Source organism: Streptomyces sp. NPDC033229 (genome assembly GCF_055576875.1).
Genome location: NZ_JBVIQR010000035.1, coordinates 31,424 through 57,665 on the forward strand (window position 1 = coordinate 31,424; position 26,242 = coordinate 57,665).

General features: G+C 70.2%; 26 protein-coding genes and 1 pseudogene. 3 read left to right on the forward strand and 24 right to left on the reverse strand.

Annotation, left to right across the window (positions count from 1 at the left end; genetic code table 11):
* Positions 1 to 568: 568 nt before the first annotated feature.
* Positions 569 to 1,459, forward strand: a complete 891-nt coding sequence (locus ACZ53N_RS26805) for a DUF5655 domain-containing protein (RefSeq protein WP_469143358.1) — start codon at positions 569 to 571, stop codon at positions 1,457 to 1,459.
* Between the two features lie 491 nt (positions 1,460 to 1,950).
* Here the strand turns inward: ACZ53N_RS26805 and ACZ53N_RS26810 are convergent, their stop codons facing one another.
* Together ACZ53N_RS26810 and ACZ53N_RS26815 are read right to left on the reverse strand one after the other, a co-directional pair.
* On the reverse strand, positions 1,951 to 3,378 hold the full coding sequence (locus tag ACZ53N_RS26810; RefSeq protein ID WP_469143418.1) for an IS1182 family transposase: 1,428 nt from the start codon (positions 3,376 to 3,378) through the stop codon (positions 1,951 to 1,953).
* A 175-nt stretch (positions 3,379 to 3,553) separates the two neighbouring features.
* Positions 3,554 to 4,207 carry a flavin reductase family protein gene (locus ACZ53N_RS26815; protein WP_469143359.1) on the reverse strand — a complete coding sequence of 218 codons (654 nt, stop codon included), beginning with the start codon at positions 4,205 to 4,207 and terminating at the stop codon, positions 3,554 to 3,556.
* Positions 4,208 to 4,275: 68 nt separating this feature from the next.
* On the opposite strand from ACZ53N_RS26815, the gene ACZ53N_RS26820 reads away from it, so the two are divergent.
* Positions 4,276 to 4,998: a helix-turn-helix domain-containing protein gene (locus tag ACZ53N_RS26820; RefSeq protein ID WP_469143360.1), complete on the forward strand. Its 723-nt coding sequence runs from the start codon at positions 4,276 to 4,278 to the stop codon at positions 4,996 to 4,998.
* A 356-nt stretch (positions 4,999 to 5,354) separates the two neighbouring features.
* Here ACZ53N_RS26820 and ACZ53N_RS26825 read toward each other — a convergent pair whose 3' ends face one another.
* The 22 genes and pseudogenes from ACZ53N_RS26825 to ACZ53N_RS26930 all read right to left on the reverse strand — a co-directional run bounded on the left by ACZ53N_RS26825 (position 5,355) and on the right by ACZ53N_RS26930 (position 24,749).
* Positions 5,355 to 7,103: a hypothetical protein gene (locus ACZ53N_RS26825; protein WP_469143361.1), complete on the reverse strand. Its 1,749-nt coding sequence runs from the start codon at positions 7,101 to 7,103 to the stop codon at positions 5,355 to 5,357.
* Between the two features lie 518 nt (positions 7,104 to 7,621).
* Positions 7,622 to 7,846, reverse strand: a pseudogene (locus ACZ53N_RS26830) (IS5/IS1182 family transposase); the annotation flags it as partial.
* A gap of 50 nt (positions 7,847 to 7,896) precedes the next feature.
* The gene (locus tag ACZ53N_RS26835) at positions 7,897 to 9,039 is read right to left on the reverse strand and encodes a DnaB-like helicase N-terminal domain-containing protein (protein WP_469143362.1); all 1,143 of its coding nucleotides are present in this window, start codon (positions 9,037 to 9,039) and stop codon (positions 7,897 to 7,899) included.
* Positions 9,039 to 10,307 carry a DNA cytosine methyltransferase gene (locus ACZ53N_RS26840; RefSeq protein WP_469143363.1) on the reverse strand — a complete coding sequence of 423 codons (1,269 nt, stop codon included), beginning with the start codon at positions 10,305 to 10,307 and terminating at the stop codon, positions 9,039 to 9,041. The genes ACZ53N_RS26835 and ACZ53N_RS26840 overlap by 1 nt, the downstream gene beginning before the upstream one ends.
* Positions 10,304 to 11,179: an adenine nucleotide alpha hydrolase family protein gene (locus ACZ53N_RS26845; protein ID WP_469143364.1), complete on the reverse strand. Its 876-nt coding sequence runs from the start codon at positions 11,177 to 11,179 to the stop codon at positions 10,304 to 10,306. The genes ACZ53N_RS26840 and ACZ53N_RS26845 overlap by 4 nt, the downstream gene beginning before the upstream one ends.
* A gap of 192 nt (positions 11,180 to 11,371) precedes the next feature.
* Positions 11,372 to 13,174: a type IV secretory system conjugative DNA transfer family protein gene (locus ACZ53N_RS26850; protein WP_469143365.1), complete on the reverse strand. Its 1,803-nt coding sequence runs from the start codon at positions 13,172 to 13,174 to the stop codon at positions 11,372 to 11,374.
* Between the two features lie 31 nt (positions 13,175 to 13,205).
* Complete coding sequence (locus ACZ53N_RS26855; protein ID WP_469143366.1) at positions 13,206 to 13,973, reverse strand: SPDY domain-containing protein; 768 nt, start codon at positions 13,971 to 13,973, stop codon at positions 13,206 to 13,208.
* Positions 13,970 to 14,563, reverse strand: a complete 594-nt coding sequence (locus ACZ53N_RS26860) for a hypothetical protein (protein ID WP_469143367.1) — start codon at positions 14,561 to 14,563, stop codon at positions 13,970 to 13,972. The genes ACZ53N_RS26855 and ACZ53N_RS26860 overlap by 4 nt, the downstream gene beginning before the upstream one ends.
* 156 nt (positions 14,564 to 14,719) lie before the next feature.
* Positions 14,720 to 15,529: an SPDY domain-containing protein gene (locus ACZ53N_RS26865; protein ID WP_469143368.1), complete on the reverse strand. Its 810-nt coding sequence runs from the start codon at positions 15,527 to 15,529 to the stop codon at positions 14,720 to 14,722.
* Positions 15,526 to 15,909, reverse strand: coding sequence for a hypothetical protein (locus tag ACZ53N_RS26870; protein WP_469143369.1), 384 nt, complete (start codon positions 15,907 to 15,909; stop codon positions 15,526 to 15,528). The genes ACZ53N_RS26865 and ACZ53N_RS26870 overlap by 4 nt, the downstream gene beginning before the upstream one ends.
* Positions 15,910 to 15,942: 33 nt before the next feature.
* A complete protein-coding gene (locus ACZ53N_RS26875) occupies positions 15,943 to 16,095 on the reverse strand; it encodes a hypothetical protein (protein ID WP_469143370.1) in 153 nt (50 codons plus the stop codon).
* Between the two features lie 101 nt (positions 16,096 to 16,196).
* Positions 16,197 to 16,595: a hypothetical protein gene (locus ACZ53N_RS26880; RefSeq protein ID WP_469143371.1), complete on the reverse strand. Its 399-nt coding sequence runs from the start codon at positions 16,593 to 16,595 to the stop codon at positions 16,197 to 16,199.
* Positions 16,596 to 16,622: 27 nt separating this feature from the next.
* Complete coding sequence (locus tag ACZ53N_RS26885; RefSeq protein ID WP_469143372.1) at positions 16,623 to 17,285, reverse strand: hypothetical protein; 663 nt, start codon at positions 17,283 to 17,285, stop codon at positions 16,623 to 16,625.
* Positions 17,282 to 18,043, reverse strand: coding sequence for a hypothetical protein (locus ACZ53N_RS26890; RefSeq protein WP_469143373.1), 762 nt, complete (start codon positions 18,041 to 18,043; stop codon positions 17,282 to 17,284). Before ACZ53N_RS26890 ends, ACZ53N_RS26885 begins: the two co-directional genes overlap by 4 nt.
* A gap of 30 nt (positions 18,044 to 18,073) precedes the next feature.
* Entirely contained in the window at positions 18,074 to 18,769 is a 696-nt protein-coding gene (locus tag ACZ53N_RS26895) for a hypothetical protein (protein WP_469143374.1), read from the reverse strand.
* 873 nt (positions 18,770 to 19,642) lie between these two features.
* Entirely contained in the window at positions 19,643 to 20,428 is a 786-nt protein-coding gene (locus ACZ53N_RS26900) for a hypothetical protein (RefSeq protein WP_469143375.1), read from the reverse strand.
* Positions 20,425 to 20,868: a hypothetical protein gene (locus tag ACZ53N_RS26905; protein ID WP_469143376.1), complete on the reverse strand. Its 444-nt coding sequence runs from the start codon at positions 20,866 to 20,868 to the stop codon at positions 20,425 to 20,427. Before ACZ53N_RS26905 ends, ACZ53N_RS26900 begins: the two co-directional genes overlap by 4 nt.
* 108 nt (positions 20,869 to 20,976) lie before the next feature.
* Positions 20,977 to 21,474, reverse strand: coding sequence for a hypothetical protein (locus ACZ53N_RS26910; protein WP_469143377.1), 498 nt, complete (start codon positions 21,472 to 21,474; stop codon positions 20,977 to 20,979).
* 28 nt (positions 21,475 to 21,502) lie between these two features.
* Positions 21,503 to 22,759, reverse strand: a complete 1,257-nt coding sequence (locus ACZ53N_RS26915) for an MFS transporter (protein ID WP_469143378.1) — start codon at positions 22,757 to 22,759, stop codon at positions 21,503 to 21,505.
* A 93-nt stretch (positions 22,760 to 22,852) separates the two neighbouring features.
* On the reverse strand, positions 22,853 to 23,536 hold the full coding sequence (locus ACZ53N_RS26920; RefSeq protein WP_469143379.1) for a hypothetical protein: 684 nt from the start codon (positions 23,534 to 23,536) through the stop codon (positions 22,853 to 22,855).
* 398 nt (positions 23,537 to 23,934) lie between these two features.
* Entirely contained in the window at positions 23,935 to 24,288 is a 354-nt protein-coding gene (locus tag ACZ53N_RS26925) for a hypothetical protein (RefSeq protein WP_469143380.1), read from the reverse strand.
* Complete coding sequence (locus tag ACZ53N_RS26930; RefSeq protein ID WP_469143381.1) at positions 24,285 to 24,749, reverse strand: hypothetical protein; 465 nt, start codon at positions 24,747 to 24,749, stop codon at positions 24,285 to 24,287. Before ACZ53N_RS26930 ends, ACZ53N_RS26925 begins: the two co-directional genes overlap by 4 nt.
* 568 nt (positions 24,750 to 25,317) lie before the next feature.
* Here ACZ53N_RS26930 and ACZ53N_RS26935 point away from each other — a divergent pair.
* Positions 25,318 to 26,061 (forward strand): hypothetical protein, encoded by a 744-nt coding sequence (locus ACZ53N_RS26935; RefSeq protein ID WP_469143382.1) that lies wholly within the window; start codon positions 25,318 to 25,320, stop codon positions 26,059 to 26,061.
* The last annotated feature ends 181 nt before the right edge of the window (positions 26,062 to 26,242 follow it).

A 26,242-nucleotide genomic window follows, 5' to 3' on the forward strand; every position in this document is an offset into this window, starting at 1 on the left:
CAAATGTCCTGGCCAAGGGCTCGTCAGGGACAGCGCGAGGAGATGACTCGCGTCTCTTCTCTCCAGGCTCCCCAGGGCCGATTACACCCGATCCTTTATCGATGCGAGAGCAGCATGAAGGAGGGCTGTTCAAAGCGTGAGAAGTCTAGAGCCAGTCGCGCCGCTTGAAGATGAAGTACAAACTGGTGCAGACAACCGCCATCAGGGCGATCGCGCTGTACCGGCTTCAGGTCCGCTAACAGAGCGTGGCTATGAGCTCGTGTCCGATGCGGTTGCATCTGCGTATCCGCACAGGGGTGCTGTCTGGTGAAGCTTCGTCTCAGGCGGGTGAGCACTGGGCCTGGCGAGGCGATATCCAACGCACTGCCACAGCCTGCCAAGTCTCGCTAGTCGTATCCTGGTTAGGCGTAGGAATGCGGCGGTGCTTGTCCCATGAGGTTGTGTGAGGTGAGCGCCCCGGCGGTCTGTACGTAGGTAGCTTCACGCCATCTTCACAAGGTCGAAGCCCCTCCTGGAAACAAACCTGCCCCCGCCCGGCGTTGGTGATCTCCGAGCCGAGGAGGGGAAGGTGTCGGGCCTGAAGCTTTTCCACACGACGAATAGCGGCGTGACCGAGGTCGTGCCGCGTCTTGCTGAGGTCGAGGCGGACGTGCAGGACCTCGTCGAGGCGCACATGGAGACGATGCTCGGCGTGCGCTTCCTGGCGAGTGAGTACAGCACCGGCCCTGTGCACGGTGGGCGGATCGACTCGCTGGGCCTTGATGAGAACGGCGCTCCGGTGATCGTCGAGTACAAGCGCGGCACCGACGCCGGCGTGATCAACCAGGGCCTCTTCTACTTGTCGTGGCTGATGGACCACAAGGCCGAGTTCGGGCACCTGGTGCGCCACCGGCTCGGGTCAGCGGTCGCGGCCCAGGTGCTGTGGAGCGCACCGAGGCTGATCTGTGTCGCTGGCGACTTCACCCGCTACGACGTACACGCCATCCGCGAGCACCGGCGCAGCATCGACCTGGTCCGCTACCGCTTCTTCGGCGCCGACCACTTCGGCCTGGAGACCGTCGCCTCCGTCGCCGCCCAGACGGCGGCGCCGCGCACCCGCCAGGCGCGTGAGACCGCGGCACCTGGTGTCCGTGCGGCCGAGAGCGCGATGGAGGAGCTGTACGCCGAGGTGGACCAGGTTCTGCTGGGGCTCGGTGATGACATCACCAAGGTCCAGCGCAAGACCTACCGCGCGTACCAGCGCCTGCGGAACTTCGCCTGCGTCTGCCCGCCGCAGAAGAACAAGCTGCTCGTCTACCTCAAGGTCAACCCCAAGGAAGTCGACCTCGTCCCCGGATTCACCCGGGACGTCACGGCGCTCGGCCACCACGGGACCGGCGACCTGGAAGTGCAGCTGCGCACGGACCGCGACCTGGAGCGTGCCCAGGACCTGTTCCGGCTCAGCTACACCGCGGCGTAGGCACCGGCGTGTGCTTGGTCTATGCCCGGGCGACGGCGTATGGAGTTGTCGGTTTGGTCTCGTTACGGCCTCTCGACGCGGCGGTCGTGGACTGGCGGTGGATTTCCCATGGTGCGGTGGATCCCCGGTTTCGCTAAGGCGTGTCCGACGGAACGCGTGACCGAGCCGCGCTGGTGCCGTTCCGGTCGGCGTGAACGCCTGCCGGACAGTCCCTAGACCGACCAGCATGCAGCTCCCATGCCACCCGAATAAGTTGGGCACCACATCGCTACCCACGGAGCTCCGCCGCGCCTAGGGGCAGCAGCATCCGGAGGTGCGGCTCGGCGAACGCGGCTATCGCGTGCCCCCCTAGGAGCGTGTCCCAGTAACCGGCAACTGACCGGGTGATAGTGGTGCCGAGGTCGGTTGCCGTCGCCCGACCTGCACGCTGCCGGGGTGGCCGGGTCTTGCCGGTCCGGGAAGCGGCCCGAGGGGCCGGTGGTCCGGGCCGGTCAGGCGATCGCGGCGGCGAGTCCGGCGGTTCCGACGTGTCGGAAGATCTTCCGGAAGTTGTGGCAGGCGGTCAGAAGACGCCACTCTCCTCGGGCGCCGACCGCGCCGCGCAGGAGGAGCCGGCGGCCGTTCTGGCAGGTCATGATCTGCCCGAAGACGGGTTCGACGATGGCCTTGCGGCGGCTGTAGGCCTTCCGGCCGGGCTTGGTCCGCAGCTTGCGGGCCATGCGCTCCTTGAGGGTGGCGTCCTTGGGGATGCATCCGCGGGGTGCGGGCGGGACCTGCTCGTCGTGCCCGAGCCGGCCGGTGGCCATGAACGTGTCGGTGCCGCAGGTCACTCGGCGACCCCTAGTGGCTTCGAGGTTGGTCTCGGAGCAGTATCCGGCGTCGACGAGGGCCTGTTCGGGGTGGATGCCGGTGTTCTGGTGGGACTGGTCGAGCATTGGGGTGTAGTTCAATGCGTCGGAGGCGTTGGTCGTCACGTCGGCGGCGGTGATCACCTGATGGTGCTCGTCGACGACGGCTTGGGCGTTGTAGGCCTGGATATAGGCGCCGTCGCTGTTCTTCATGATCCGCGAGTCGGGGTCGGTGAAGTTGGCCTGGGCCTTCGGCTTCGGGCGGGCCGTCGTGGCGGCCTTCTCGCCGGCGTCGGTGACGGCCTGCTCGTCGCTGCTGCCTGCACGTGCCTGGCGGCGGCGTTCCTTGTCCTCGGCATGGCGGCGGGCCTTGTCGGCGGCCTCGGCCTCGATCTGAGCGCGGGCGGCCTGCAACCTGGCGAGGCGCTTCTCGCGGCGGTCCAGTTCGGCGGGCAGGTCGGTGTCCTTGCCGTCGACGCCGAAGTGCTCGTCCTCGGCCGTATCGGTGGCCTCGGCGTCGGCCAGCAGGGACCTTGCCTTGGCCTCCCACTCGGCGATCTCGGCCTCGATCCGTTCCTCCTTGTCGACCAGCCGCCCGTAGCTCATGGCCTTGTGCTTGGAGGCGTTGGCTTCCAGTTTCGTGCCGTCCAGGGCGACGCGGCCCATCTTGACCATGCCGAGTTTCTGCGCGAGGTGCAGGGACCGGAGGAACAGGTCGGCGAGGGCGTCGAGGTGGCGGCGGCGGAACCGGGCGATCGAGCGGAAGTCGGGGGCCTGGTCGGCGGCCAGGAACCGGAAGGCGACGTCGTCGACGCACTTGCGCTGGATCGCCCGGGAGGAGCGGACGCCGGTGGGGTAGCCGTAGATCAGCAGGCGGACCATCAGGCGCGGGTGGTAGGGCGGGTAGCCGCGCTTTTCGGTGTAGCCGGCCAGGATCGGCGAGAGGTCGAGAGACTGGTCGACCAGGTCGGCGATGAACCGGGCCAGCTGGTCTTCGGGCAGCCAGTCGTCCAGCAACGGCGGTAGCAGCAGGACCTGGTACGGGTCGAACGCCCTGAACCGCTTGTCCACCGCCGCCGCACGCGCCTGTGGCCGCTTCTTCTCGACCGGCTCGGCCTCGAACAGGCCCTCCCCATCACGCATACCGGGATTATTTCGCATGAATGATCACACAACGGAGGCGGGTTGCCGGTTGCGACCCTACTTCAGTCTTCCTTGCCCCTACGTTTACCGGCTTCGAGATCGGTCAGTGGGCTTGCCGGGGTGTCTGGGAGCGGAAGCTGTGGCCGAGTTCAGGGCCCAGTCCGTAGTAGTGACGGAAGTTGTAGATCAGCGGGCTCCACGTGGCCGGGTCGACGTGCTGGGAGCCGGGGACGACGATACGCGGATCGGCGTGGACCTTGAGCACGTGGGCTTCGACGATGAGGAACGCCCCGGAGGCGTCGGGTTGGACCCGGGCTGCGCGTGCCTCCAGCTGGATAGGACATTCGGCGGCCCTGGGCGGCCGGACCAGCTCGGAGGGTTCAGGTCGCAGGCCGGCTGCGGCGAACTTGTCCGGCTCGAAACGGAAGGTGTCGCGCTTGTCCACGGGTACCGGGGTGCGTCCGGTCAGCGGCGCCAGCCGCTCCACCGCCGGCCACTGGGCAGGCTCAGGGAGGTTCACCACGAGATCGGGTCGGCTGCGGAGATTGTGCGCGGTCTGTCCCCCGGGGCCCAGACCGAGGACGATGACGTGGCCGAGTGCCCAGGCCGAGGACATCGGCGCGAGGTTGAAGGAGCCGTTCTCGTTCTCTGTCGAGAGCAGTACGACCGGCGTGCCGAAGTACAGGATGCTCGGCTCGAGGGTCACATGGGCGGCCGACGTGTTGCCGGGCGTGGTGCTGCGTGTAGCGGTGTCCATGGGAGTCGACCGTAGGGTGAAGACACTTCGGCCCTCACCGAAGGATCGCTGGTGGATGATGGACGGTGATGAGAAACCATGACGCGCACCTGGAGGGCCCGGACCTCGCCGCTCTGGCCGGACTCCTGGCGGACGGCACCCGCGCAAGCTTCTGCCTGGCCCTCCTGGACGGCCGGGCATGGACCGCGACCGAGTTGGCGCGCCATGCCGGGGTGGCCGCCTCGACGGCCACCGAGCACCTGAACCTCCTGGTCGGCGGAGGACTGCTCGCCCAGGAGCGTCAGGGTCGCCATCGCTACGTGCGCCTCGCCGATCCCGAGACGGCCCAACTGATCGAGGCCCTTGCCTCCATGGCGCCTCGTCGCGTCAATCCGCCCCGTTCACTGCCCGCCGTCAACCGGAGCCGGGCGCTGGCCCGCGCCCGCACGTGCTACGACCACCTCGCGGGTGCCCTCGGGGTCGCGATCACCGAGGCGATGACCGACCGGGGGCTGCTGGACTGGGAGCAGGGGCTGACGCTCACCGGCAACGGGATCGCCTGGCTGGCCGGTCTCGGCATCGCGCTACCGCCCGCCACACGGCGTCCGCCCGTCCGCGCGTGCCTGGACTGGACCGAACGCCGCCCCCACTTGGCCGGTGCCGTCGGTGCCGCCCTGTGCCGCCACGCCTTCGACTCCGGCTGGATCACTCGGATCGGCACCGGCCGCGCCGTCGATCTCACCGAGATCGGCCGGCGTACGCTTCAGGACCACCTCGGCCTGTCCGACGAGACGGGCACTCCCGTCAGCTGAACACCGATCCCGCCCGGTCAGACGCTGCCGCTACCCGCGCCTCACCGCGCCGCACCCTTCTGTGTTACTGAGACACGCTCCTAGCGGACCAGGCCGAGGATGCCCACTCGGTCTTTCAGGCGACGGTGGTGGATGCCCGTACTGACCAGGCGCAGTGGCTCGCCGACCGCGTTCGCGGCGCCGTCCTCGGCCGTACGGGCAGTGGCCAGTGGGCCAATCCCATCCCATTCCCATCGCGCGAGGTGTGGGCGCGCGAACTTCTGGCCGATGAAGGCACCGGCCCGTCGTCAGCCGACGACGGCGTGGTGACCTGCGTCCAGCAGTACGGGCTGGGCGCCAGCAGGTGGGGCGTGGTGTCAGTTGCCGGTCTGGTAGATCGGGAAGATGGTTCCCTCGATGGAGGAGCCGTCCTGGAAGGTGTCGCTGGCGCGCCAGGTGTAGCGGTAGAGGTTCAGTTCGCTGGTGGGGACCTCGATGGAAAACTTGCCGCTGGTCACCGAGAATTCGGTGTATGACTTGGTGGCGCGGGTGGAGCCGGAGGCGGCGTTGTTCCACTGGTCGGTGGCGGCGTCGTAGCGTTTGAGGGTGCTGACGATGTCGAGGTCGACCTTGGTGGCCACTTCCGGTAGTCCGGCTATGCCGCGGATCTCGGCGTAGACCTCGGCGCTGATCGTGGTCCTGGCCGGGTCCTTCGTGGCGGTGGTGGTGAGGGTGGCGTGACCTCGGATGCTGTGCTGGATCGGGGTGGCCCGGCCTGTGCCCTGCCCGGCCTGCTCGCCGGAGGCGGGGTCGCGGACCGTGCCCGGCCGGTACCCGTCGAGGGACGGGGGCACGAACAGCACGCGCAGCCCCTTGGTGCCCGCCCGGGAGATGATGGGGCCGTCGGGCTTGTTCTGCTCATCGGCGCGGAACGCCCAGTCCACGGCGTAGTCGACCAGGGCGTCACGCGGCACGGTGTAGGTCAGGGTGCATGCCACCACCGGATCGGTGCTCTCGGCGACGTGGACGCGGTCCTCGGCCTTCGCGCGGGAGATGACCCCGAAGTTGCCATTGATGTCCCGGGCCAGCAGGTTGATCCAGCCTCCCGCCTGGTACGGAGCAGTCCGGTTCCACACGCCGTTGCCGTCACGCTTGATGCCGACGCCACGGACGCGGGCGGTGACGGTGACGTCCGTGGTGCCGGACACCGGCGTGATGTCGACGATCAGCTGGGCATCAGCCCGCCAGCCGTCCAACCTGCCCGAGCTGCCCATATGGCCCCAGCCCGCCCGGGCCCGGTCGGCGGCCGGATCGAGCAGGCGGGTGACACCGTTCGCCGGAGCCTCGGCCGGCTCGATCTGCGCGTCCGCCGCGCTGCCCGGCTCGCAGAACTCGTACTGCCCCCGCGTGACCCACAGGCCGCTGTCACGGAGCCACGTCTCATAGTCTGCCAAGTCCTGCCGGTAGACATCCACGGCCTTGGAGTAGGCCTCCATGTCCTGCCGGTACTGGGCCATGGCCGCCTCGTAGGGCTCCATGGCCTTGCGGTTGGCCTCCTCGGCCTGTGCGGTCATCGTCTCCAGGTACTGCTGCTGGGACGCTGCCTCGGTGTAGGTGGGCACCAAGTCGGTCAGACCGGCTGCCTGGAACTGCTTCGCCGAGTACCGCTTCGGGCCGGCCTTGCGTGAGATCCCGTAGTAATACGTCGACCAGCGGCCGTAATGCCAGGCACCGAATTGGCTCCCGATCATCCCTATGTTGGGTCCGCGGCCCGCGCGGATGGCGGTGTAATCCTCCTCCGCGATGCACTCCGGGAGCGTCCCCTTCGCGACCAGATACGTGCGGAATTCCTCGAAGGTGTGCGTCTTCGCGTACTCGGAGGCGTCCGACAAGGCCGCCTTCAAAGATGCGTCGTCATAGCCCTCCCAGCTCGGCCCGTTCTTCTTCGGCGGCACCAGACGCACGATGAAGCGTTTCATCACTGTGTACTGATCCGGCGCGGGCGCCCACTCCATCGTGTACTCCCCGGTCGCCTCCTCCGGGGCCGGCACGACCTGCTCGGTGGGCTTGACCGGCTTGACCGGCTCAGTCGGCGCGGCCGGCTTGGTCCGGGGATCAATCGCCATACGACATCGCTCCTCGTACATCCAGAAGGACTGTGCGTGTCCAGCCAACCAGCGTGGTGATCACCACACGAGAGGGCCTTCCGGCCAAAATCCACGGACGTCCCCATCCTCACAGCGTCGCTCCGCGTCGCCGTACTGAAGCAATGCGCCCACATGAAAGCAGCCTTGGTCGTTGGGGCTGTGAGGAGCGGGCGCGATCGGCGCGGCCGGCAAAGCGACAGAACCTATGGGCTCAGCCGCCCACGGCCTTCGCCAACCCGTCGGCCCCGGCGCCACACGGCACCGGAGCCAGGATTTCTGGACGGGGATCAGCGGCGGTACATCACGTACCGCTTGCCGTCATGAGAGGCGGCGGCCGGTTCGTCCATCAGTTAGATGGGCTTGGCGCCGCCGACATGATGGGTGCCGGTCCAGGTGTTGTCGCTGTGGGTCGCCGCCTTGAGCTTGCCGCTCAGGCCACGGTGGAAGGCCCACAGCCTCCCGCTATGGAAGGCGAGGGCTAGGTTCCGTCTGGCGGGTCAGGCACGAAGCCATAGGCGTGTGGCCGCAACGGTTACAGTGCCGTAGAAGACATAGGCCCGCTTGTCGAACCTCGTGGCAACCGCCCGGTTGATCTTCAACTTTCCGATCAGCCGCTCCACTTCGTTCCTGCGAACGTAGCGGGCCTTCTCGAAGCTGGTGGGCCGGCCGCCTCGGCTTCCACGGTGCAAGCGATTGGCCTGCTGATTCCTCGGCTCAGGCAGTGCTCGATTCGCGGGGCCCGGCCGAACGGGGTGCCGGCCGGGCGGTGGGGTCATCGGGGGACGCGCTGCGGGGAGGATGCCGGAAGACCGGCGACGCGGGGCGCGCGGGGTGGCCCGACCCGGGCGGCTGCAGGCGCGCGGGGCACGTGCGGGCGACTCGGTGGCGCTGGGGGTGCGACGGCGCGCTGCCAACGGGCCCGGACGGCGGTCAGCTCGGCAAGGGCACGGCGGCTACCGGTGATGAGCTGGTGGGGACTGTTGGCCGGGTCGTCGGCGAACGCCTGGATCCGCAGGGCGGCGAGGTGCGCGTGGGCGATCAGGGCGCGGCGAAGGATGCGCTCACCCCAGTGTTCCGGCGAGCCGACGGGGTTCGATATCAGGGCCATGAGGTCGGCCGGCGCGAGGTCGGCGGCGAGCAGGCCGCGTTGCTGGGCCTCCCAGAGCACGGTGACCGGATCGACGGGATCACCCCGGTGGGCCAGAGCTGTCAGGCTGCGAAAGATGGTGCCGTGAAGGGGCAGGGCGAAGTCGTCGGCCTGCAGCCAGCACACGGTCTTCAGTTCGCCCGGGCGCGTGGTGGCGGCGGCCAGCAGCAGTTGCTCCTCCGACAGCGCCTCCTCACCGCGATCACGTGGAGGGAGTGGGGGCAGCGGGGTGCGTGGGAGGGAGCCGGGGTGCGGGGGGAACTGGCCGGCGAGGTCGTCCAGAAACCGGGTCAGCGTGTCGGCCTTGGCGAGGGCGGCGACGGCCGGGTTGGGGCCGGCGGTGTCGACGGTCGCCTGGGCCAGGCGCTCGGCGTGCATGCGCAGGGTCCGGCGGGCGTGATCGGCGCGGACCATCCGCGCGTACGCCGCCGCGTGCTGAGGCCAGGGACAGGCGTCGACCAGCGTGTGCAGGTAGGACGGGCTGAGCCCAGCGGCTTCGGGACGCGCTGCCGTCAGCACGGCGTTGAGCCAGGCCGGGTCCCTGCGGTGCTCCTCGGCTACGGGAGCCGGCACGGTGCGCATGCCCGCGAAGAGGGCGCTGTGCGCGGGGTCGCCGAAGTGCTCGGGTGTGAGAGCGGTGACGGACTGGAGGCGGTGCGGCTCCAGGAGCAGCGCTCCGAGCAGGGCCTGTTCGGCGTAGTGCACGGCCGATGGGGGCAGCGGCTCCCCCAGGTCGATCTCCTCGTGCGGCGGTTCGAGGCGGGCCATCAGGCGGCCAGGGTGAAGTCGTCGCGGCTCAGGGTCTTGCCGAGATGCGGCGCGAGCAGATGGGCGGCGAGCCGGGGCGGGACCGCGTTGCCGATCTGGGAGAACTGCTGCCCCTTGTTCCCCTGCCACGGGTAGTCGGCGGGGAAGGTCTGCAGCACCCCGGCCTCGGCCGCGGTGATCCGCACCGACTCCGGCACCGGCGCTGCCGCACCGGACCCGCCCGGCGCCGGCTCGGGCACCCAGAGGCATTCATTCGCGCGGTGCCCGAAGAACAAGGTCCCGGCCGGCTCATCCGCGCGCCGCACCGTCGCGTTGGACTGGCTGTTGCTGCGCAGCGACCAAGACCAACGAGGCGCTTCGACCATGCAGCCGGACGCGTGGGCGTGCCGGTGCTCGCCAGTGCCGTGTCGCCCGGTCGGCTCCGAGCCTCGGCGCCGCGACGGGAGGATGACGTTTGCCAGGGCGGCGTGGTCTTTCCAGGTTCCGCGGCTTCGGGCGTCGGCGAGGGCTTTTCGGGAGCCGGAGGGGAAGGGCTCGGGACCTCCACCGGGGCCGCCGCCGGCGCATACGGTGGGGACGGGACGGTCGGTGGCGCCCCAGCCGAGCGCCTCGGCCATGGACACCCACCGTGCCCGACCTGGCCCGAAAAGGGTCTGTGGCTCGGTGACTTTCGCGTGGGTAGGGGGCGGCGGTTCGGCGGTGCGGGTGCGGGAGGCGAGCAGGATCGCGCGCCGCCTGGTCTGCGGCACGCCGTAGTCGGCTGCGTTGAGGACGCCGGTCCATACGGAGAAGCCCCAGCCGCGCAGGATCACGGCGTACTGCTTCCACAGCGGCAGGACGTCCGGGACCTCCTCCATGGCGACCCATTCCGGCTCGCCGGCCCGCTTGAGCGCGTACAGGTAGCGCATCGGTTCGGCGGCCAGCAGCGAGCGCTCGTCCCGGCACGCGTTCAGCAGTCCGGTGCGGGTGTCGAGGCCGCGGGCGAGGTCGGCGACGGCCTGGTGAACGAGGGGCTGGTCGACCAGGCCGAGGCGCTTGCCGGCCATCGACCACGCCTGGCAGGGCGGGCTCGCGATGAATCCCGCGGTCTTTCCGACGAAGGGCGCCACCGGATACAGCGTCACGTCGGTGCGAATGGTCAACTGTCCAGCAGCCGCGCGCGTCTTGCAGGCCCAGGCGTCCCACTCCAGCCCCACGTCCCGTATGCCGAGCAGGGACAGCGCGTGTGACCACCCGCCGGGACCGGCGAAGAGATCGACAACAATCATGCGGCCAGCCCGAAGTCGTGCTGTACGTCCTCCGTTTCGGCGCCGCGGCACGCCCACGGGGAGCATCCGTTCTCCACGCCCTGTTCCAGCTCCTCGGCATCCACCGCGGATGCGCCGGGTTGTTGCTGGAGGGCGGCCCATTCGGCGGCGGTGACGTGGTCGATCGGGGCCTGATCAAGCGGCAGGCGGGAGCGGTGGAGGAACGCTTCGCCGAGCAGGCGGTTGCCGGTGGCGTTGGCACGTGCGTTGCCCTTACGGATCGCAGCATCGAATGCGACGACGTCCGCCCACTCCGCGGGTGAGGTGTTGCGGATGTGCCTCCACTGGGCGTTTCCGTGGAACGGGCAGCCCAGGCAGCTTGATTTCGGGGTGTCGCCGAACCCGAGCGCGGCCAAATAGCGGATGCAGTCAGTGCGCGACCAGCCCATGTCGATGAGCGGATGCCGGTTGCGCATGTACTTGACGTCGGCGTCTTTCGCTCGATGGAATTCATCGGTCGAGATGCCCACCCACTGCTCGACGAAGACGTCCTTCGGGATGCGGGCCGGATATGGGTAGCCGAGGAGTTCGCGGACCTTCTTCTTGATCGGCTTGATTTTATATTCGCCCGTGCACTGCCTGCGGGTCATGCCGGGCTTGCCGTCCTGGTTGAGGATATAGAGCGGCATGGAGGCGAATCGGTGGTCAGGGTCCAGCGCGTCGTTGCGGATATTTCCGGAGGAGACGCGCAGGATCGGTATTCCGGCGGGCTTGGCTATTTCCCGTTCAAGGCGGTCGAGGTGGGCGTAGACGGCGGCCGGTTCCCAGCCGGTGTCGGCGAAAATTGCGTAGTGGGCCTTGGGGAGAATCCCTTCGGCTGAAAGCGCGAGCATGGCGCTGGACTGAACACCGGCGCCGAGGGAAATGGCGCGGAATCGGGGAGAGCTTGAAATGTTCGTTCCTTGAGCAGTAAGTCAGCGAGTTCGTGCCTTGGCTGTGCCGGGCGTCGGGCAGGGCGCGGCGGGGGAGCGAGGGCGGGAGAACGTCCGCTCCGCGGCGGCGCTGGCAACCCGGGCGCCGTCCGGTCAGGCGGCGGTGCCGAAGTCCGTCTGCTTCGGTGCGGCCTTGGCCACCGCGCGGGTGGTGATGCCCTTGGAAGCGCGGGCGGAGGCGGCGGCCAGTTCCTCGGCGTCGGGTTCGAGGTACCAGGGGCGCAGGTCGAGCATGGCGGCGCGCATGCCGGTGGCGAAGCACAGGGCGGTGCCCTTGGGCAGGGCGCGGATGGCGTCGGCGGGCAGGATGCGTTCCTGGCGCATACTGATGCTGGTGGACTTGCCGGACTCGGAGGTGGAGGTGGACTTCGTCTCGACGTCGTGGTCGCCGATCAGGCGGGAGAGCTTGTCGGCGAAGTCGGGGTCGTCGATGCCGGAGCCGATCACCTTGATCGTGGAGGCGGACCACATCGCGTCCATACCCGCGTCCCCCCAGACCTTCTGGCCCTGGCGGTAGGACTGCAGGATGGTGATCGGGATGATCCCGCGGGAGCCGAGGTGGGAGTACAGGTCCGGAAGGTCGCTGATCTTGCAGACGTTGGCGGCCTCGTCGAGGATCGCGAGCATCGGCGGGTCCAGGCGTCCGCCGGCGCGTTCGGCCTGGGCGGTGGCGGCCCGCATCACCGAGTCCGCGCACGCGGCGATCAAGGCGCTGGCGCCGCCGCCACCGTCCTTCGACAGCAGGTAGAGGGTGTCGCGGGAGGTGACGAAGTCGGCCGGCCGGAACTCGGCGATGTTCTTCTGCGGGGTGACCCAGGCGGCGATCTCGCTGTTGAGCAGGGCGGCGGCGTACTGGCGAGCCGTTTCGTAGATGCCGTCCCGCGTCTCGGGCGGCCCTTCGACGGTGCCCTTGAGCTGGGCGGCGACAGCCGCGAAGCCGTGGTCACGCAGGATGTCCAGCGGGGCGCGGTCGGCGGGGAAGGCCAGCCACTGCATCACGTCGGTGATGGGCCGCTCGTCCAGCGCCGCGGCCAGGAAGAGTTGGGAGAGGATGTTGGAGCCGGCCTTCGACCAGAAGTCGCCTTGCTGGGAAGCGTCCACGCTCGCGGCGAGGAAGTGCCCGGCGAGTCGGCCGGCGCCGTCGAGGGTCCTGGCGTCGGCGAGCGGGTTCCACCACATCTCCCGCTGGGCGTGGGCGATTTGCTGCGGGTCCATTGACCACGTGCGGCCCACCTGCGCCCGGGCCTCGAGCGTCGCGGTGTAGGCATCGCCGGCGGCCTTGTTGGAGGTGAGTAGGACGGGGCCGGGCGCGCCCAGGATCGAGGGGATCGCCAGGCTGGTGGTCTTGCCCGAGCGGGGCGCCATGATGGCGACGGCGACGTCCTCATATCCCATGCGGACCTCGTGCCGGGTGCCCTGGAGGTTGCCGAGCAGGATGCCGGTGTCCTTCGCCTCGACGGCCTTGGCGTCCTTCAGGCTGGGGCGCAGCGAGCGGGCCTTGGCGGCGATGGACTTGGCCAGCAGAGGCTCGATGTCCTTCTGCTTCGCCATCCCGGAGACCTTATTTCTCCGGCCCCCGGCTCCGCCCCCGTGCCGCGACCACAGCACGGCGCCGAGGACGGCCAGGGCGAGCAGGGTGGCGGCCGGAGTGATGCGCGCGCCGATCAGCAGGGACGTTTCGCCCACGCGGGGCCAGAGGCGTTCGGGGTGAAGGAGGGCTTGGACCGGCTGATAGTCGACCCAGGGGCCGGAGTCGGTGACATAGGCGGTGATGTTGCCGCCCAGCCAGGCGAGGGCGGACAGGGGGACGGTGATGGCGAGGACGACGAGCAGGACGCGGAAGGCTATGTCGTAGCCGTCGGTGCTGCCGCCAGGAGCTGAGGGGGACGGGGGCACGGAGTCGGTTCCAGGGGGGGCGGGTCGGTGGTCAGCGCGAACGGCGGCGCGGAGGCACGCCCGACGTCCTCGGCGGCTGCATCGGTGTGCCGCGGGCGGCAAGGGACTTGACACGCTTTTCCAGGGCTGCGGCGACGGCGGTTGCCGGGACCTGGTGAGTGGTGCTGCGCGCGTGGCGGCGGCCCAGGAGGGGGACGTGGAGCGGGTCGCGCGGCAGCGGCGACTCGTCGGCGAGAGCGCGGGTGAAGGCGGTGATCAGATGCGGCGGGGTGCTCCCGCCGAAGTACGCCCGCCACATGCGCTCATGCCGCTCCTCGTCCACGGCGTCGGCGAACCAGCTGTTCCCGCCGCCGTCGGTGAAGTGCTCGACACGGACGAGACCGTCGGGCGAAGTGAGGCCGTAGCGGTGTGCGTCTTCGTGCCATCCAGCCTGGCGCAGCGGCTCGTACGGGTCGGTGTCGAGCGAGCAGGCGGGGAGCGACGGGTTGGTGAGGGTGTCGGTGACGGCGGCGATGATCTCCACCGGGGTGCGGACGTCGAAAGACGCCGACCAAGCCGGCGACGCCGCGGTGCGGGCATGCTGCACGGTCCACCACTGCTGGTCCGGGGTGGGTTCGAGGCGGAGCAGGGCCTGCTGGTAGGGGCTGGTCAGGTGGACGCGGGGCATCAGCGGGTCGTTGCCATGGCTCCAGCCGCAGGCTCGGTGGAGCGCAACGGTGATCCAGGCGGGATCGCCACCGCCGGCCAGGTATCGCGGGGCGATCAGGACCTGCTCGATGTCGTCGGGCACGGGTGTCATCGGCGGACCCCCGGTGCCTTCGGGGGCTGCACGGGGGCGGCCGGGGCGCGTGACGGGGCGACCGGCGTCGTGCGGGAGGGGGCCTCGTCCTGGGCCGCCGTGTGGATGTCGAGGACGGTCTGTCCGTGGAGGGACCACTCGTTGAGGTAGGCCCAGGCTTCGGCGTTGCGCTCGGCCAGTGCGTCGTCGTGCACCTCGGTGCCCGGCACGGCTGACGGCGGCAGCGCCTCCCGCGTCTGGAGCCACTGCTGCTGGAGGGCGGCGAGCTGATCGAGCGCGTCGTCCAGGGTGCTGAGCTGCCACGCCCACCGGGACTGGACACGAGAGGCGGGCAGCTTGTTCAACTGCGCGCCGGCGGTGGCGAGAAGCGCCTTCGCGCCGTGGCGGACACGGTTGAACGAACGCCAGGTATCGGCATCCCGGCGGCTGGCGCGCAACCCGTAGGCGGTCTCGTCGTGGGGCCAGCCGTCGAGGTCGGAGTGCTGGTCTGAGTAGGCGTCCCAGTCGGCCAGGATCTGCTCGCTCTCCTTGATGAAGACGGCAAGCTGCTCAAGAAGCAACCGGTGGGTCGCGGTGGGATCGGTCGTCAAAGTCGGTGAGTCTCCGAAGTCGGAACGAAAGCGGCCGGGCAGAGGGAGAGCGGTCGGTGGCCCTCCCCCTTTCCCGTCGGGCGGAGGGCTTCGGGGTGGTGCACGCGCGGGGGTGCTTTCTCGGTCGGCCTCCCGGTGGATGACCGGAGCGGTTGATCAGCGTCGGGGTCGCGCGCCGCCGGAGGCGGCGTACGGGCCGGTGGTGTTTGTCCGGGGGCGGGTGCTGGCCCAGGAGCTGCGAGCCCAGGTGGCGGCGCGGGCGGCGGCGACACGAGCCTGCTGCCAGGCACTGAGCTGGGACGGCAGCACCGAGACGGAGGTGCTGCGGATGCGTTGGGTGGGTGGGACATGTCCGCGCGGGCGCATCACCGGCTGCGGGTCGGACAGGGCGGTGGTGAACGCCTGCACCAGATGCATCGGTGTGGTCGGGGTGAACACCGCGTTCCATGCCGGGCCGTGTTCGGTCTGGGCCGCGGCCCACCAGTACGCCTGCCCCTGCCCGTCCTGGTGGAACTGCACGAAGGCGTTGCCGTCCGGGCTCATCGCCGTGACGTGCTGCCCCTGCTCGGTGCGCCACCCGTGCTGCTGCAGCGGCTGCCACACGTTAGGGGCGTGCGCGGAGCGGGGGCGGGTGAGGGCGTCGGTGAATCCGGCGACGATCTCGACCGGGACCTGTTTGCCCAGCGTCGCGTGCCAGGCTTCCTGCCGGCCGGTGGCGGTGCTGCGGACCGTCCAGCCGCCGGGCTGGGTGTGCGGATCGTAGCCGACGCGGACCGTCCGGTCGGGGCTGTCGAAGACGATCGGGACGCCGGCCTTGGGCGAGCGTTCCTGCCAGCCGGAGGCACGCAGGAACTCGGTGACGTGCCGCAGATCGCCGCCGCCGGCCAGGTGCCGGGGTTCGATGAGGTAGTGCTGCTCGGCCTGCTGGCCGGCCTGCCCCCATCCGGACCACTGCTGCTTCTTCACCGGTGCCTCCGCGCGACGAGGGCCGAGGCGACTGGCGCCGGCACGCTGGTGACCGAGGGGGGCGTGGCGAGATGACGGAAGTCGTCGGCGTGCTCGTCCAGGTCCAGGCTCGTGTCGTAAAGGTCGTTCGCCGCGCGGCCCAGGGCGAGCCACACCTCAGGCGGAAACGTGCCCGCCTGGGCGTGATCCTTGGCGAAGTGGGAGGCGGTGGCCACCAGGTTGGTCAGCCGTCCGAGGACGCCGTGCTCGGCGTCCAGGACCTGGCCGAGGATCTGGGCGGCCTGCCGAGGTGTGGCCTGCGCGAGGTGCTCCGTGAGCTGGTCGATCCGGCGGGAGATGTCGCGGGCGAGGTGTACGGGGTAGGGCGTCGAGTCGGGCATGGTCCTCCTGGACGAAAGGGGGCAGGGCGGGGGTCAGGGCTGCTGACCGCGGCGGCGGGATTCGTCGAGGGCCGCGTACGGGCCGGTGGCGAGCGGGGTGGTCCGCTCGTGGCTGCCGATGGTGCAGGCGTGTAGGTAGCGGCGGAAGAGGAAGACGGCCAGGCGGGGCCGGCGTGTGGCGGTCATCGGGGGCGGGGTGCGGTCGGGCGCGGGGATTACTGGTGATCCTTGACGTGGGTGGTGGGGCGCCGCCCCCCGGCCAGGCGCGGCCGGGGCAGCGCAGGCGTTCAGGCGTTACGGCGGGCGGCGCGTTGCGCTCGTGGCGCACTTCGTGGAGCCGGGGCAGCGGTGGTGAGGGCTGCCGCTTGCTTGGCCCTGACCTCAGCTACTGCCTCGCGGTAGGTGACTTCCTCGAAGAGATCGGGGTGGATATCGACGCTGTAACCGGCCAGGAGCAGGGTGGGGATGGCGCGGGTGGCAAGCTTCTTCCGCTCGTCTTCGGAGAGCTGTTGGGGGACTTCGTGCCAGACGTAGATCGCTTCCCCATGGCGCTCGAGTCCGAGGCGGTCCAGCGTGGCGAGGAGCTTCTCGCTCGGCCTCTTGCCTGTATCGAAGTAGATGGTGTCGTCGAAGGGGCGGCGGTAGATCTCGACGTCGTTGCCGGTCTGGTCAGCTCGGCTTCCCAAGCGGTGGTCCTCCTGTCGGCGGGGACTTCATCGGCCCTTGGCGGGCGGTCGTTGATCGGGCGGAGGCGGAGGCATGGGGGAGATCTCGGGGCGCGGGGCGGGCTGGGTCGCCGCCTGGTCACGGATCATTTCGATCTGCCGGACGTGGTCGGACAAGTGGCTGACGGTGACCATCAGCTTCTCCGGTAGGACTGGTTCGATGCCTGCCGCGGTGAGGCGCTTGGTCCAGGGGGACCAGGTAGCGACGAGTGTCTGTACCAGGCGCGGGAGCAGTCCTTGGTGGGGAGCGACGATCTCCGTCAGCACTCTCGCGACCTCGCGATCGTCGGCGGCCGTGTGCGCGCGGTCGGCGAGCTGGTCGAGGTAGCGGTGGGCGGCTTGCCGGTCGCCGTCAGGGCTGCTGAGCGTGTTGAGCGTCGGATCGAGGTAGACGCTGAGTCCGGCCAGGAGCAGGGCGTGGGCGGCAGCGGTCGCGCCTTGGCGCTGCTGTTCGACAGGCAGCGTGTGTGGCTGCCGGTGGTAGGTGCCGCGTGGCCCCCAGGCTGGGATGAAGCCGCCCGTGGTCTGCAGGATGCCGGCCGCCTGGTTGTCGCCGCCCATAGCGACGGCGAGCTGGGTGCGCGGATCCCTGGTGATGGTGACGTAATCCAGGGCGGAGAACCGCGGCTCCTGGTCGTCGACGGCGGTCATCGGGCTCGTGCCGACTTGATGTGCCCGTGCGCGGGCGGGACGGCCGTGGTCTCCAGCGTGGGCCGGCTGGGCGGGTGGCGCAGGATGACGCCGATGCCATGAGCGGCCAGCTGCGCCCCGGCGGCGCGCACGGCCTGCGCCTGCAGGGCGGTGTCGTCGCCGGAGAGGACGAACGCCTGCTCGCGCGGGTCGTAGACGAAGCCGGCCTCGTGTAGGACCGTGGCGGCCTGCGGGCTCTCGGGCTTGGCGGCCAGCATGCCGTCGCCGAACCAGGTCATCACCACGCGCTCCGGCTCCGGGGCCGGAGCGGGGGCCGGCGGCCGGGGGTGGGCGGCGTTGTGCTGGACCTGGGCGACGGCCTTGTCGTAGCGCGGAAGCAAGTCGGAGGCGACCTCGTGTGCCGCGCGGAAGGGGTCGGCGGCGACGGCGATACCATCCGGCTCACGGACACCTCGGAACGCATCCGGCTCGAAGCTGGAGGGAGCCATCGCGCCGACCAGGTACTCCTCCGGCTGGCAGGGACGGCCGGTCACGTAGAGGCGGGCCCCGTCGTCGCGGGTGAGGACGGCGTCGTGGCCGAGGACGTACTCGGCGACGGCGCCGGAGACGAGGTCCATGTCCCACACGTCCTCGGCGACCGAGAACTGGTCGGCGAACTCGGCATGACGGTGGTAGTCGCTGGTCCAGCGGCCGGGCAGCTCGCCGGCGAGGACTTGGGCGAACGACTCGAGGTCGTGCATGTCTGCGGGGTCGGGCATGTTCTCCTCAGGGACAGTAGGTGGGGGTGTTCAGCGGCGGCGTCCGCCGGCCGCGGCGGCGGGTGCGGAGGCGACGCAGGGCGGCGGGGGAGGGCAGGCGCACACGGCGGACGCCTCCCGCTCCGTAGCGGGGATGTCACCGGCGCAGGTGGTGCGCTGCGGGTGGGGCGCGTGCCGGTCGGCGAGGTCGTTGCGCAGCCCGCGCAGGTCGGAGGCGATGGCGCCCAGGCGCTTGTCGGCGAGGAAGCGCAGACGCTTGGCGTAGTACGGATCGGGGCCCTGGCCGAGGTCCTGGTAGAAGTCGGCGGTGGCGATGAGGACGTCGTGCAGCGCGTCGAGGATGCCATCGTGGGCGGCGGTCAGTTCCGTCAGGGCGTCGGCGGCGTCCTCGGTGGTTTCCGCTGTGCGGATGCGGTCGGCGATGGCTGCGACCTGCGCGCCGAGGCTGAGGTAGTGCGGCTCGCGGCGCTCGGTGTCGAACGCCGGGTCGCAGTCGACGTGGAAGCCGACGGCCCGCAGCCGGGCCACGGCCCGGGTGGCAAGGCGGGTCTCCTCGCTCGCGTCGAGGCCCTTGGGCAGGCGGTGGTAGTCCTCACGCAGGCGGACGACGGGCACGAACCCGCTGCGCTGGAGAATGCTGTGCGCTTCCACATCGCCGCCGCGGGCGAGGACTTCGCCGGAGCGCACATCGCGCCGCAGCGTGAGCAATAGGTCGGCAAGAGCCAAGAACGGGATCTTTCTGGAGTGGCGCGGTCATCGGGAAGGCGGACCGGGACGGCGGAGGGTGCCACAGGAACCGGAGAGACGACGGAGGGCAGGCACTGGGCGCTGGAGCCCAGGCCGATGGCGGTGTCCTTCAGGTCTTCCTGCAGGGCGTACAGGCGGCGGGCGACCCACTCCAGGCGCCGTCCGGCATCGCCGCCCTGACCGTCGGGTAGGCCGGCGACGCGGTAGGCCGCCTGTTCGATCTGCCGGCGGACGGTGGCCAGAGGACCGTCGCTCTCCTCGGCGAGCCGGTGCAGGAACTCTGCCTGTGCCGCTGCCGCGCCGGCGACCGCGGACGCACTGGATGCGCTCGGGATACTTCCGGCGGTACGGAGCTGGAGGTCGGAGGCGATGCGGCGGCACTCGGACGCTAGGTGCGTGTGCAGTGGTCGTGGCTGGCGGGCGCGGCTGCCGTCTTCTCGGATGAGGTTGGCCAGCAGGTGGAGACGGCCGGGCCGGGCTTGGAGGGCGATCCAGCGGCACGCCTGTTCGTCTCCTGGCGGCGCAATGCCGGTGGTCCGGGCGAGCCGGTGGGCGACCTGCGACCACTCCGTCCTCGTCAAGGTGCGCTCATCTGGATGAAGGCGCACGGCGAGGTGGAAGACGAACGGCCGTTCCTCGTGCGGGCTGTAACCGTCTCGGCGGGCGGGGGCCGAGAGGTGCTCCGCCACGGCCCTGCCGCTCGGGCCGGGCTCTCGCGATCGGTGACGGCGAGGCCAGGGGAGTGGGCGAGGACCGTCTCGCCGGTGAGCTCCTCGTCCAAGGCCCGGGTGTGGCCGGTGACGTCGCACAGAGCTTCGGTGAAGGACCGGAATGAGCCGGTAACGCGCGCGATCACCGCTGGGCCGGGGTGTCGGACGGCCGGGCCAGGCGGGCCCAGTCATCTGCTGCGGCGATCAGAGAGCGTTCACGGACGAAGTCGGCGTGCACGGTCGGGTCGCCGGGTGGCAGCAGGTCCAGTGCCCGGTCGATGACGTCCAGCGCCTTGCGGTAGTTACCCAGCCCGCGCAGGGCCGCGGCCTCCCGGAAGAGAGCAACCGGGTCCGTACGGTCCGCGAACGGCGGCCGGGCCAGCAGTTGGAGCATGCGCTCCTCGCGGCCGGGCAGGCGGTGCCCCAGCCACAGCCCGTGCAGCAGAACCTGCAGGACCTTCGGGTGGTCGCCGGCGTCCTCGAGTACCTGGTCCATCAGCGCGAGGCCGTCCGTGCGGGACTGACCCAGGAGGGCGAAGGCCCACAGGGCGCGGCTGTAGGCGTCCAGCTGGTGCACGACCGCCGGCGGCATGCGGTCGAAGAGCGCCTCGATGCTGGGGCAGCGGAAGTCGTAGCGCAGGCCGTCAAGGTACAGGTGCCGGTGCGCCCGCGCGATCACCAGATCGGAGACCGGGTCGGTGATGTGCTCGGCGCGCAGCGCGAGCAGGACGCTCGTGGCCGTAGCGCGGGCCTGCCAGGCGATGTCGGCGCAGACCTCGGCCGATTCCTGCCAAGTTGCCTCGATGTCGCTGAGAAGCCACGCGAGGACGTCCGGCCAGGTGTCCCCGGAAGCGACGGCGGAGGCTGCCGCGGCGCGAACTTGCTGGAGAACGGCGGTGCGTTCGGGGGCCGTTGTGGTGGCGGTCATCGGCCGTTCCGGGCGTCATCGACGTGCACCAGCTGGTTCAGGGTGGTCACGCTGTACCAGCCGCAGTCGACGATGCCGGTCGCCGCGCCGTACACGGGCAGCAGGAGTTCCTTCAGGGCGCGATGGTGGATCAGGCAGTCGGCACAGCGCCGGGACAGGTGGATCATGTAGCGGGGGTGGGCGGTGATGTAGGTGCGCTCGCCGCCGTTGGGGTCACGCAGTCGCCAGCCGTCCTCGTCGGTCGGGGTGTGCCACGAGGGAGTGACGACCGTCATGGCGTCGCCCCACAGCTCGCCGTCGGCGACACCCTTGACGATGACGACCTGTTCACCGAAGCGGAAGTGCGCGTGGGTGATGTCGCGCTGGGGGGTGAGGCGGTCGGGGACCGGTGCCCAGATGGCGGGGATATGTGGCGGGCGGGGCGCGGGGGCGTCAGGCACTTCGGAAGCATCCTTCCACGGGCGGCACGGGGTGGCGGTGGGAGGATCAATGGTCCGGAGGATCCCCGGTTTCGCTAACCGGGGATCCTCGGGTATACGCCCGTGCTCCTACCGGAACGGGTTCTCCGTGCCGCGGTCGTCGTCGGTGGCCGCTTCCAGAAGTTCCGGCAGGTCCGCCGCCTCGGCGTCCCGCTGGTCGATCCACCACCCCGCGCGCGTGACGGCGCGGACCTTCTCCTCCAGCTCCGCCCAGTCCGCCTCATCCCACGTTCCTTCGGTGACCAGAGCGGTGTAGGCGGCGGTCACCAGCTGGTGGCGGGAGCGCTCGCCCCAGTCCAGGGCCTTGTCGGGGCCTTCGAGCGGCGGCATCTGGAACTGGTCGGCCCACGCGGTGGCGGCCTGCTGTTCCTCGGCACGCTTGGTGGCGAGCCATTCCTCCTTGCCGGCGCCGTCGCCGTCTCGGGCGGCCTTCCAGCAGTCGGTGCAGTCCTTGCCGGCGAGCCAGCGGGCGAAGCCGGCGCGCTTGTCGGCCGGGCGGTTCGACAGGTCATGCTCCACGCTGTGGCCACAACTGTGGGCAATGGTCCAGGTCGTACGGACAGCCATGGGTGAATCTCCTTGAAGTGGAAAGGGGTCAGGGACGGGCGGCGTGAGCGGGAATCCGGCGGTGCCGGCCTCGTCGTTGGATCGCGCTTGCAAGGGCGATCCGGCGGTGGGCGGCGACGAGCACAGCGAGGCAGGTGAGGGCGCCCGCCGCCGGGAGCGCCGATCCGGTGAACGGATGGGTGGCCGTGGCGCCGGCCAGGGCGGTCCCGGCAGCCTGCCCGACGCCGACGGAGGCGATCAGCCACGCGTACGCCTCGGTCGTGGCGCAGGCCGGGGCGAGCCGGTCGACGGTCAGGAAGGAGCTGGTGATCAACGCGGTAAGGAACAGGCCCGGCAGCGCGGTGAACACCATCGCCGGGATCGGCCCGGGACTGGTCATCAGCGGCAGCCACCCGGCCGCGAACGCCGCAGCGGCGACGGTGAGCTGGGTGGTGACCGTCCCCGGCCAGGTCCGCCGCCCGTAGAGAAGCCCGCCGAGCAGGCTTCCGGTCGACAGCGCCGCGGGGATCAGCCCGGACAGCAGGCTCATCCCGTGCCGGTCGGCCATCGCCACGGCCCACACGTTCATGGCACCCAGGGCGAAGCCGACGCCGGTCAGCGCGACGAAGAGCAGGAGCAGTCCACGGTGCCGCAGCGGCCCCAACCCGCCCGACCCGCCGACGGATGTGGGCATCCACGTCCGGGACGGCGACGCGGTCAGCACGACGGCCGCACCAAGCAGCCCGAGGAAGGCGCTCGCGGTCATCGCGGTGCCCGGGCCGGTGGCGGCGACAAGGGCAGCCACCAGCGGGGGCCCCGCGACGTAGATCAACCCTTGGGTGCCGGTGTCCAGAGCCAGGGCGGCCCGCTGCTGTTGCGGATCGGGCAACACCTGCGGCCACAGCGCCCGCAGACCGGCCTCCAACGGCGGAGTGCTCAACCCGGCCACCGCGACCAGACCCGCCGCGACGCCCGGCCGCGCTGCGGCGTCGACCACGGGCAGCAGCATGAGACACACGGTGGTGACGATCACTGCTGCCGAGGTGACAAGGGTCTGGCCGCGCCGGTCGACCATCCGGCCGAGAAGCGGCTGTCCCCCGGCGGACGCCAGACCGTAAAGGGCGCACAGCGAACCGCCCAGCGACAGGGCTCCGCCCTGGTCGGTGACCAGCAGGAGGATGGCGACCGGCGCCATGCCATTGGGCAGCCGCCCGATCAGGGTGCCCAGCAGGAGTCGGGCGACGTGCGGGTAGGCCAACACCGGGCGGGAACCGGGCGGCGCGGTCGGGTGGTCGGTCGTGGTCAACGCGAGGGGCCTTCCGTGGTGGGGCGACGGCACGCCTACGGTGCGGGCGGGTGGATCAAGGGGTTGGGCCCTCGGGTGCGGTTGGGACGCGAGTCAGCGGCGCAGCCCGGAGGTGGCAGCCGGGGGCGGGGGCTGGGGCGGCAGAGACGTCCGTACGGCACCCTGGCTGCGGCTGGAAGTGGAGGCCGAGGAGGGAGGCGTGGTGGCGGTGCGGATCATTTCCAGCAGTTGTTCGCCTTCGGTGAGCCACAACGCCATCGGATCGGCCGAGGGCGCTGCGCCGTCCGCGCCGTGCGCAGTGCCTCCGTCGTCCTGACGCGCTGCTTGGAGACCGCCCTCGAAGTGGTCGAGGAACGCATTTTCCTGCGCGGTCAGCGGCCTGCCACTCTGCCGACGGAGGGCGGTGACAAACTCCGGTGCGTGGGCGCAGAATCGGTCCAGTGCAGCATCCAGGTCTACGGGGTACGGAGTGCGCACGCCGCCGGGTTCGTACGTCTCGTGCGCCCATCGCAGGTCCTCCTCGGCCTCACTGAGTCGCGAGAGCAGGACGGCGCGTTCGTACACAGGCAGGAGCTGGGTCCTCACCGCGCCCGCCGCTACAAGGGCGTTGGGCGCGGAAACGGTGCGCGGAGGCGAGGCCGTCGCGTTGACGCTGTCGGGGCTGGGGACCAGGGCGCCAACGAGGTACCGCCCGTCCGAGGGGCGTTCGATCAACAGGAGGTCGGTCCCTCTGCCGTCGCGGAGGATCGCGCAGACAGGTACGCGAGATCTCTTCATGGCGGGAGGCAGTAGATCGTCGTCCCACAGCCACAGCAACATGGCTTCCTGATGCCGCTGCTCCGGAAGCTTCTCGATGGTCGCCTCCCAGCGGCCGGGTAGCTGTGCGGCGATAGCGTGGGCGATGTCGCCGAGGTAAGGGCTGCTGCTGGTGGTGACGCTTACCTTGCAGTCGCGGGCGGCCTGGTTGAGGTGGGTGAGGGCTTCTCGCGCCCTGACGGGGTCGTTGAGAGGCAGAAAGTGGAGTCCGTCGTCGTCTTGTGTGAAGCCTGCGAGGTTCAGGGCGGTATCGGCCCAGAGGTGGCCGACTCCCCTAGATAGGGCGACGATCCCGTCGGGTGGTCGGAGGTGGAGGATGATCTCGGCGGAGGAGGTCAGGAGTAGCTCCGGTTCGCGGGTCAGCGGCGGGGACGCCGCAGGGCAGGCGGGGGTGCAGGGTGCGCGGTCATTGCCGCCTTCGTACGGCGTGGCGCCGGTGGTGGTGTGGTGGGCGGGGTGCTGCGCAGGTCGGGGTCCAGGTGGACTGAGTAGCGGGCGGTGGTGAGCATGTCGGCTGCCCAACTGGCGTGTTCGTTCTCCCACGTGGTGCCCATGTCGAAGGGCAGCCGGATCCACGAGCCGCGCAGAGTGGGGAAGGTGAGGAATCCGGCCCGGTTCAGGATCTGGGCGGCGAAGGCGTCGATCGTGCCTTCGACATCGACCTCGCCACCCCCGCCCCGGGTGATGCGGATCGGTTCGCTGCTCGTGTTCATCGGCTCCGCCCGGGCCCGCCGGACTGCGCAGCGCCGACGGTCGGCACAGCCGGCCGCAGTGTGATCGGCCTGGTGCCGCGCAATGTGGTGAGTGCCGGCCCCTGTTGCGGTGAGCGAGCGACGGCCGCCTGTGCGATGCGATTACGTTGCTCCATCAGCCCGTTGCGCACGGCCAACGGCGGCGGGGCGGGTGTGACCGCCTGGTCGAGGGGGAGGTCGGCCTGCACGCTGCAGCTGTGCTTGCGCAGGTCCTGTACGGCCTGGCGGGTACGCCGCTGGCCGTCCTGCTCGGGGCTGGTGAGGCGGTACAGGCCCGGGGCGCCGGGGACTCGCTCGAACTGCTCGCGGGTCAGGAACCAGTCGGCCAGGTGCGCGGGCATGGTGGCGGAGAACGTGGCGACGTAGCCGTGGTCGGGATGGGTGCCGAAGTGGAAGTGGTGCTGGGACAGTGGCGAATCCATTTGTCAGAGGGTCAGCGGCCGGCGGGGCCACGCTGGGTGGCGCAGTCCGGGCCGGGAGGGCGGTAACCAGGCCGTGGTCCAGCGCCCGCAGGGTGGGGCGGGGGCTGGGTGTGGCGGCGCGGGCTTGGCGGATGAGCACGTCGCCGTCAGCCAGCCAGGCTTCGATCACCGGCCGTGCCTGGGCGTTCCGTCGCGTTTTGGCGTCGGTGTAGGTCTCGGTTGGCAGCGCTGCGGGCGTCTGCCGCAGGACCTTCAGGCTGGTGTTCCAGTCTGTGAGAACCGCGGCGCCCTGCTCCAGGGCGGCGCGCAGGCGGTCGAGGGCTGTTGCGTCCTCGGGCCATGCGGTGTCGGCAGGCTGGCATCGCTCCAGCAGGGACGAGGCGTGGGTCAGGATGTCGCGGAACCCGTACCAGGCGTGGTCGCCGAACCTGGCCGCCAGGCCGGGCAGGTGGCTGGGGTCCATGGGGGTGGCGTCGCTGTAGCGACCGGATGCGGTGATCGCCTGCCAGGTCTCGTGCTCCTCGCGGATGCTGGCGAGCGCGGCGGCCACGGTGGTGACGCGCCGCGCATGAAGAGCTTGCTGGTAGGCGGGAAGAAACCGGTCGGTGATCGCGCGGGCTGCCAGCCCCGAGGCGGCGGGAACGACCACGGCACGCGGTGCGTGCGGCTCCTCATAGTTGTCGTCGAAGCCGTCCGGTGCCAACGCGCCGACCACATATCCGTGACGGTGGCCGGGCCGTTCGGCGAACAGCAGGTCGATGTCGGCTCCATTGCTCAGCCTGGCCGCGTACCGGACCCGTTCGTTCTGCACGGCATTGGTGAGTTCGCTGGCGTCCCACACCAACGGCACGAGGTCCTCCTGCCACACGGGGTGGCTGTAGACCTCCACCGTCGCGCTCCAGGAATCGGGCAACTGCATGGCAATGTCGTCGGCGACATCACCGAGGTAGCGGCGGCTGCTGGTGGTCACAACGGCCTGGTGCCGGTGCGCCGACCGGACCAGCCCCGTGACCGTGGCGTGAGCGGCCTCCGGATCGGCCAGCGCAAGGGCGTAGGTGCCGTTGTCATGCCGCTGGAAGCCGGACGTTGTGAGGGCGGTTTGGGTCCAGGCGTATTGCTCGCCGCTGGCGAAGGCCACGATGCCGGCGGTGCGGCTGAACGCGAGGGTGATTTGGGCAGCGGGTTGGTGGGGAGACATATGGTCCTGACAGTCGAAGGGGGCAAGTCCGGCTCGGCCTTACGCCGCGTTGGTGCCTGTCCGAACCTCCTCAGTAATGGCTCCTGCGGAAGCGCCGATATCCGGGCACGGTGACCTTCAACGGTCTTGGTGAGTGGTGAGCAATTGCTGATGCCTCTGCGGTTGAGATGATGACAACGAGTGAGACATCCATCGTCTTGGTGATCCCCGGTTTCGCTAACCGGGGATCACCGGCTACGCAGGATGGGGAGCGCCTTCGGGATGAGGGCCGCGCTTCAAAAGCCGCCACAGGGAG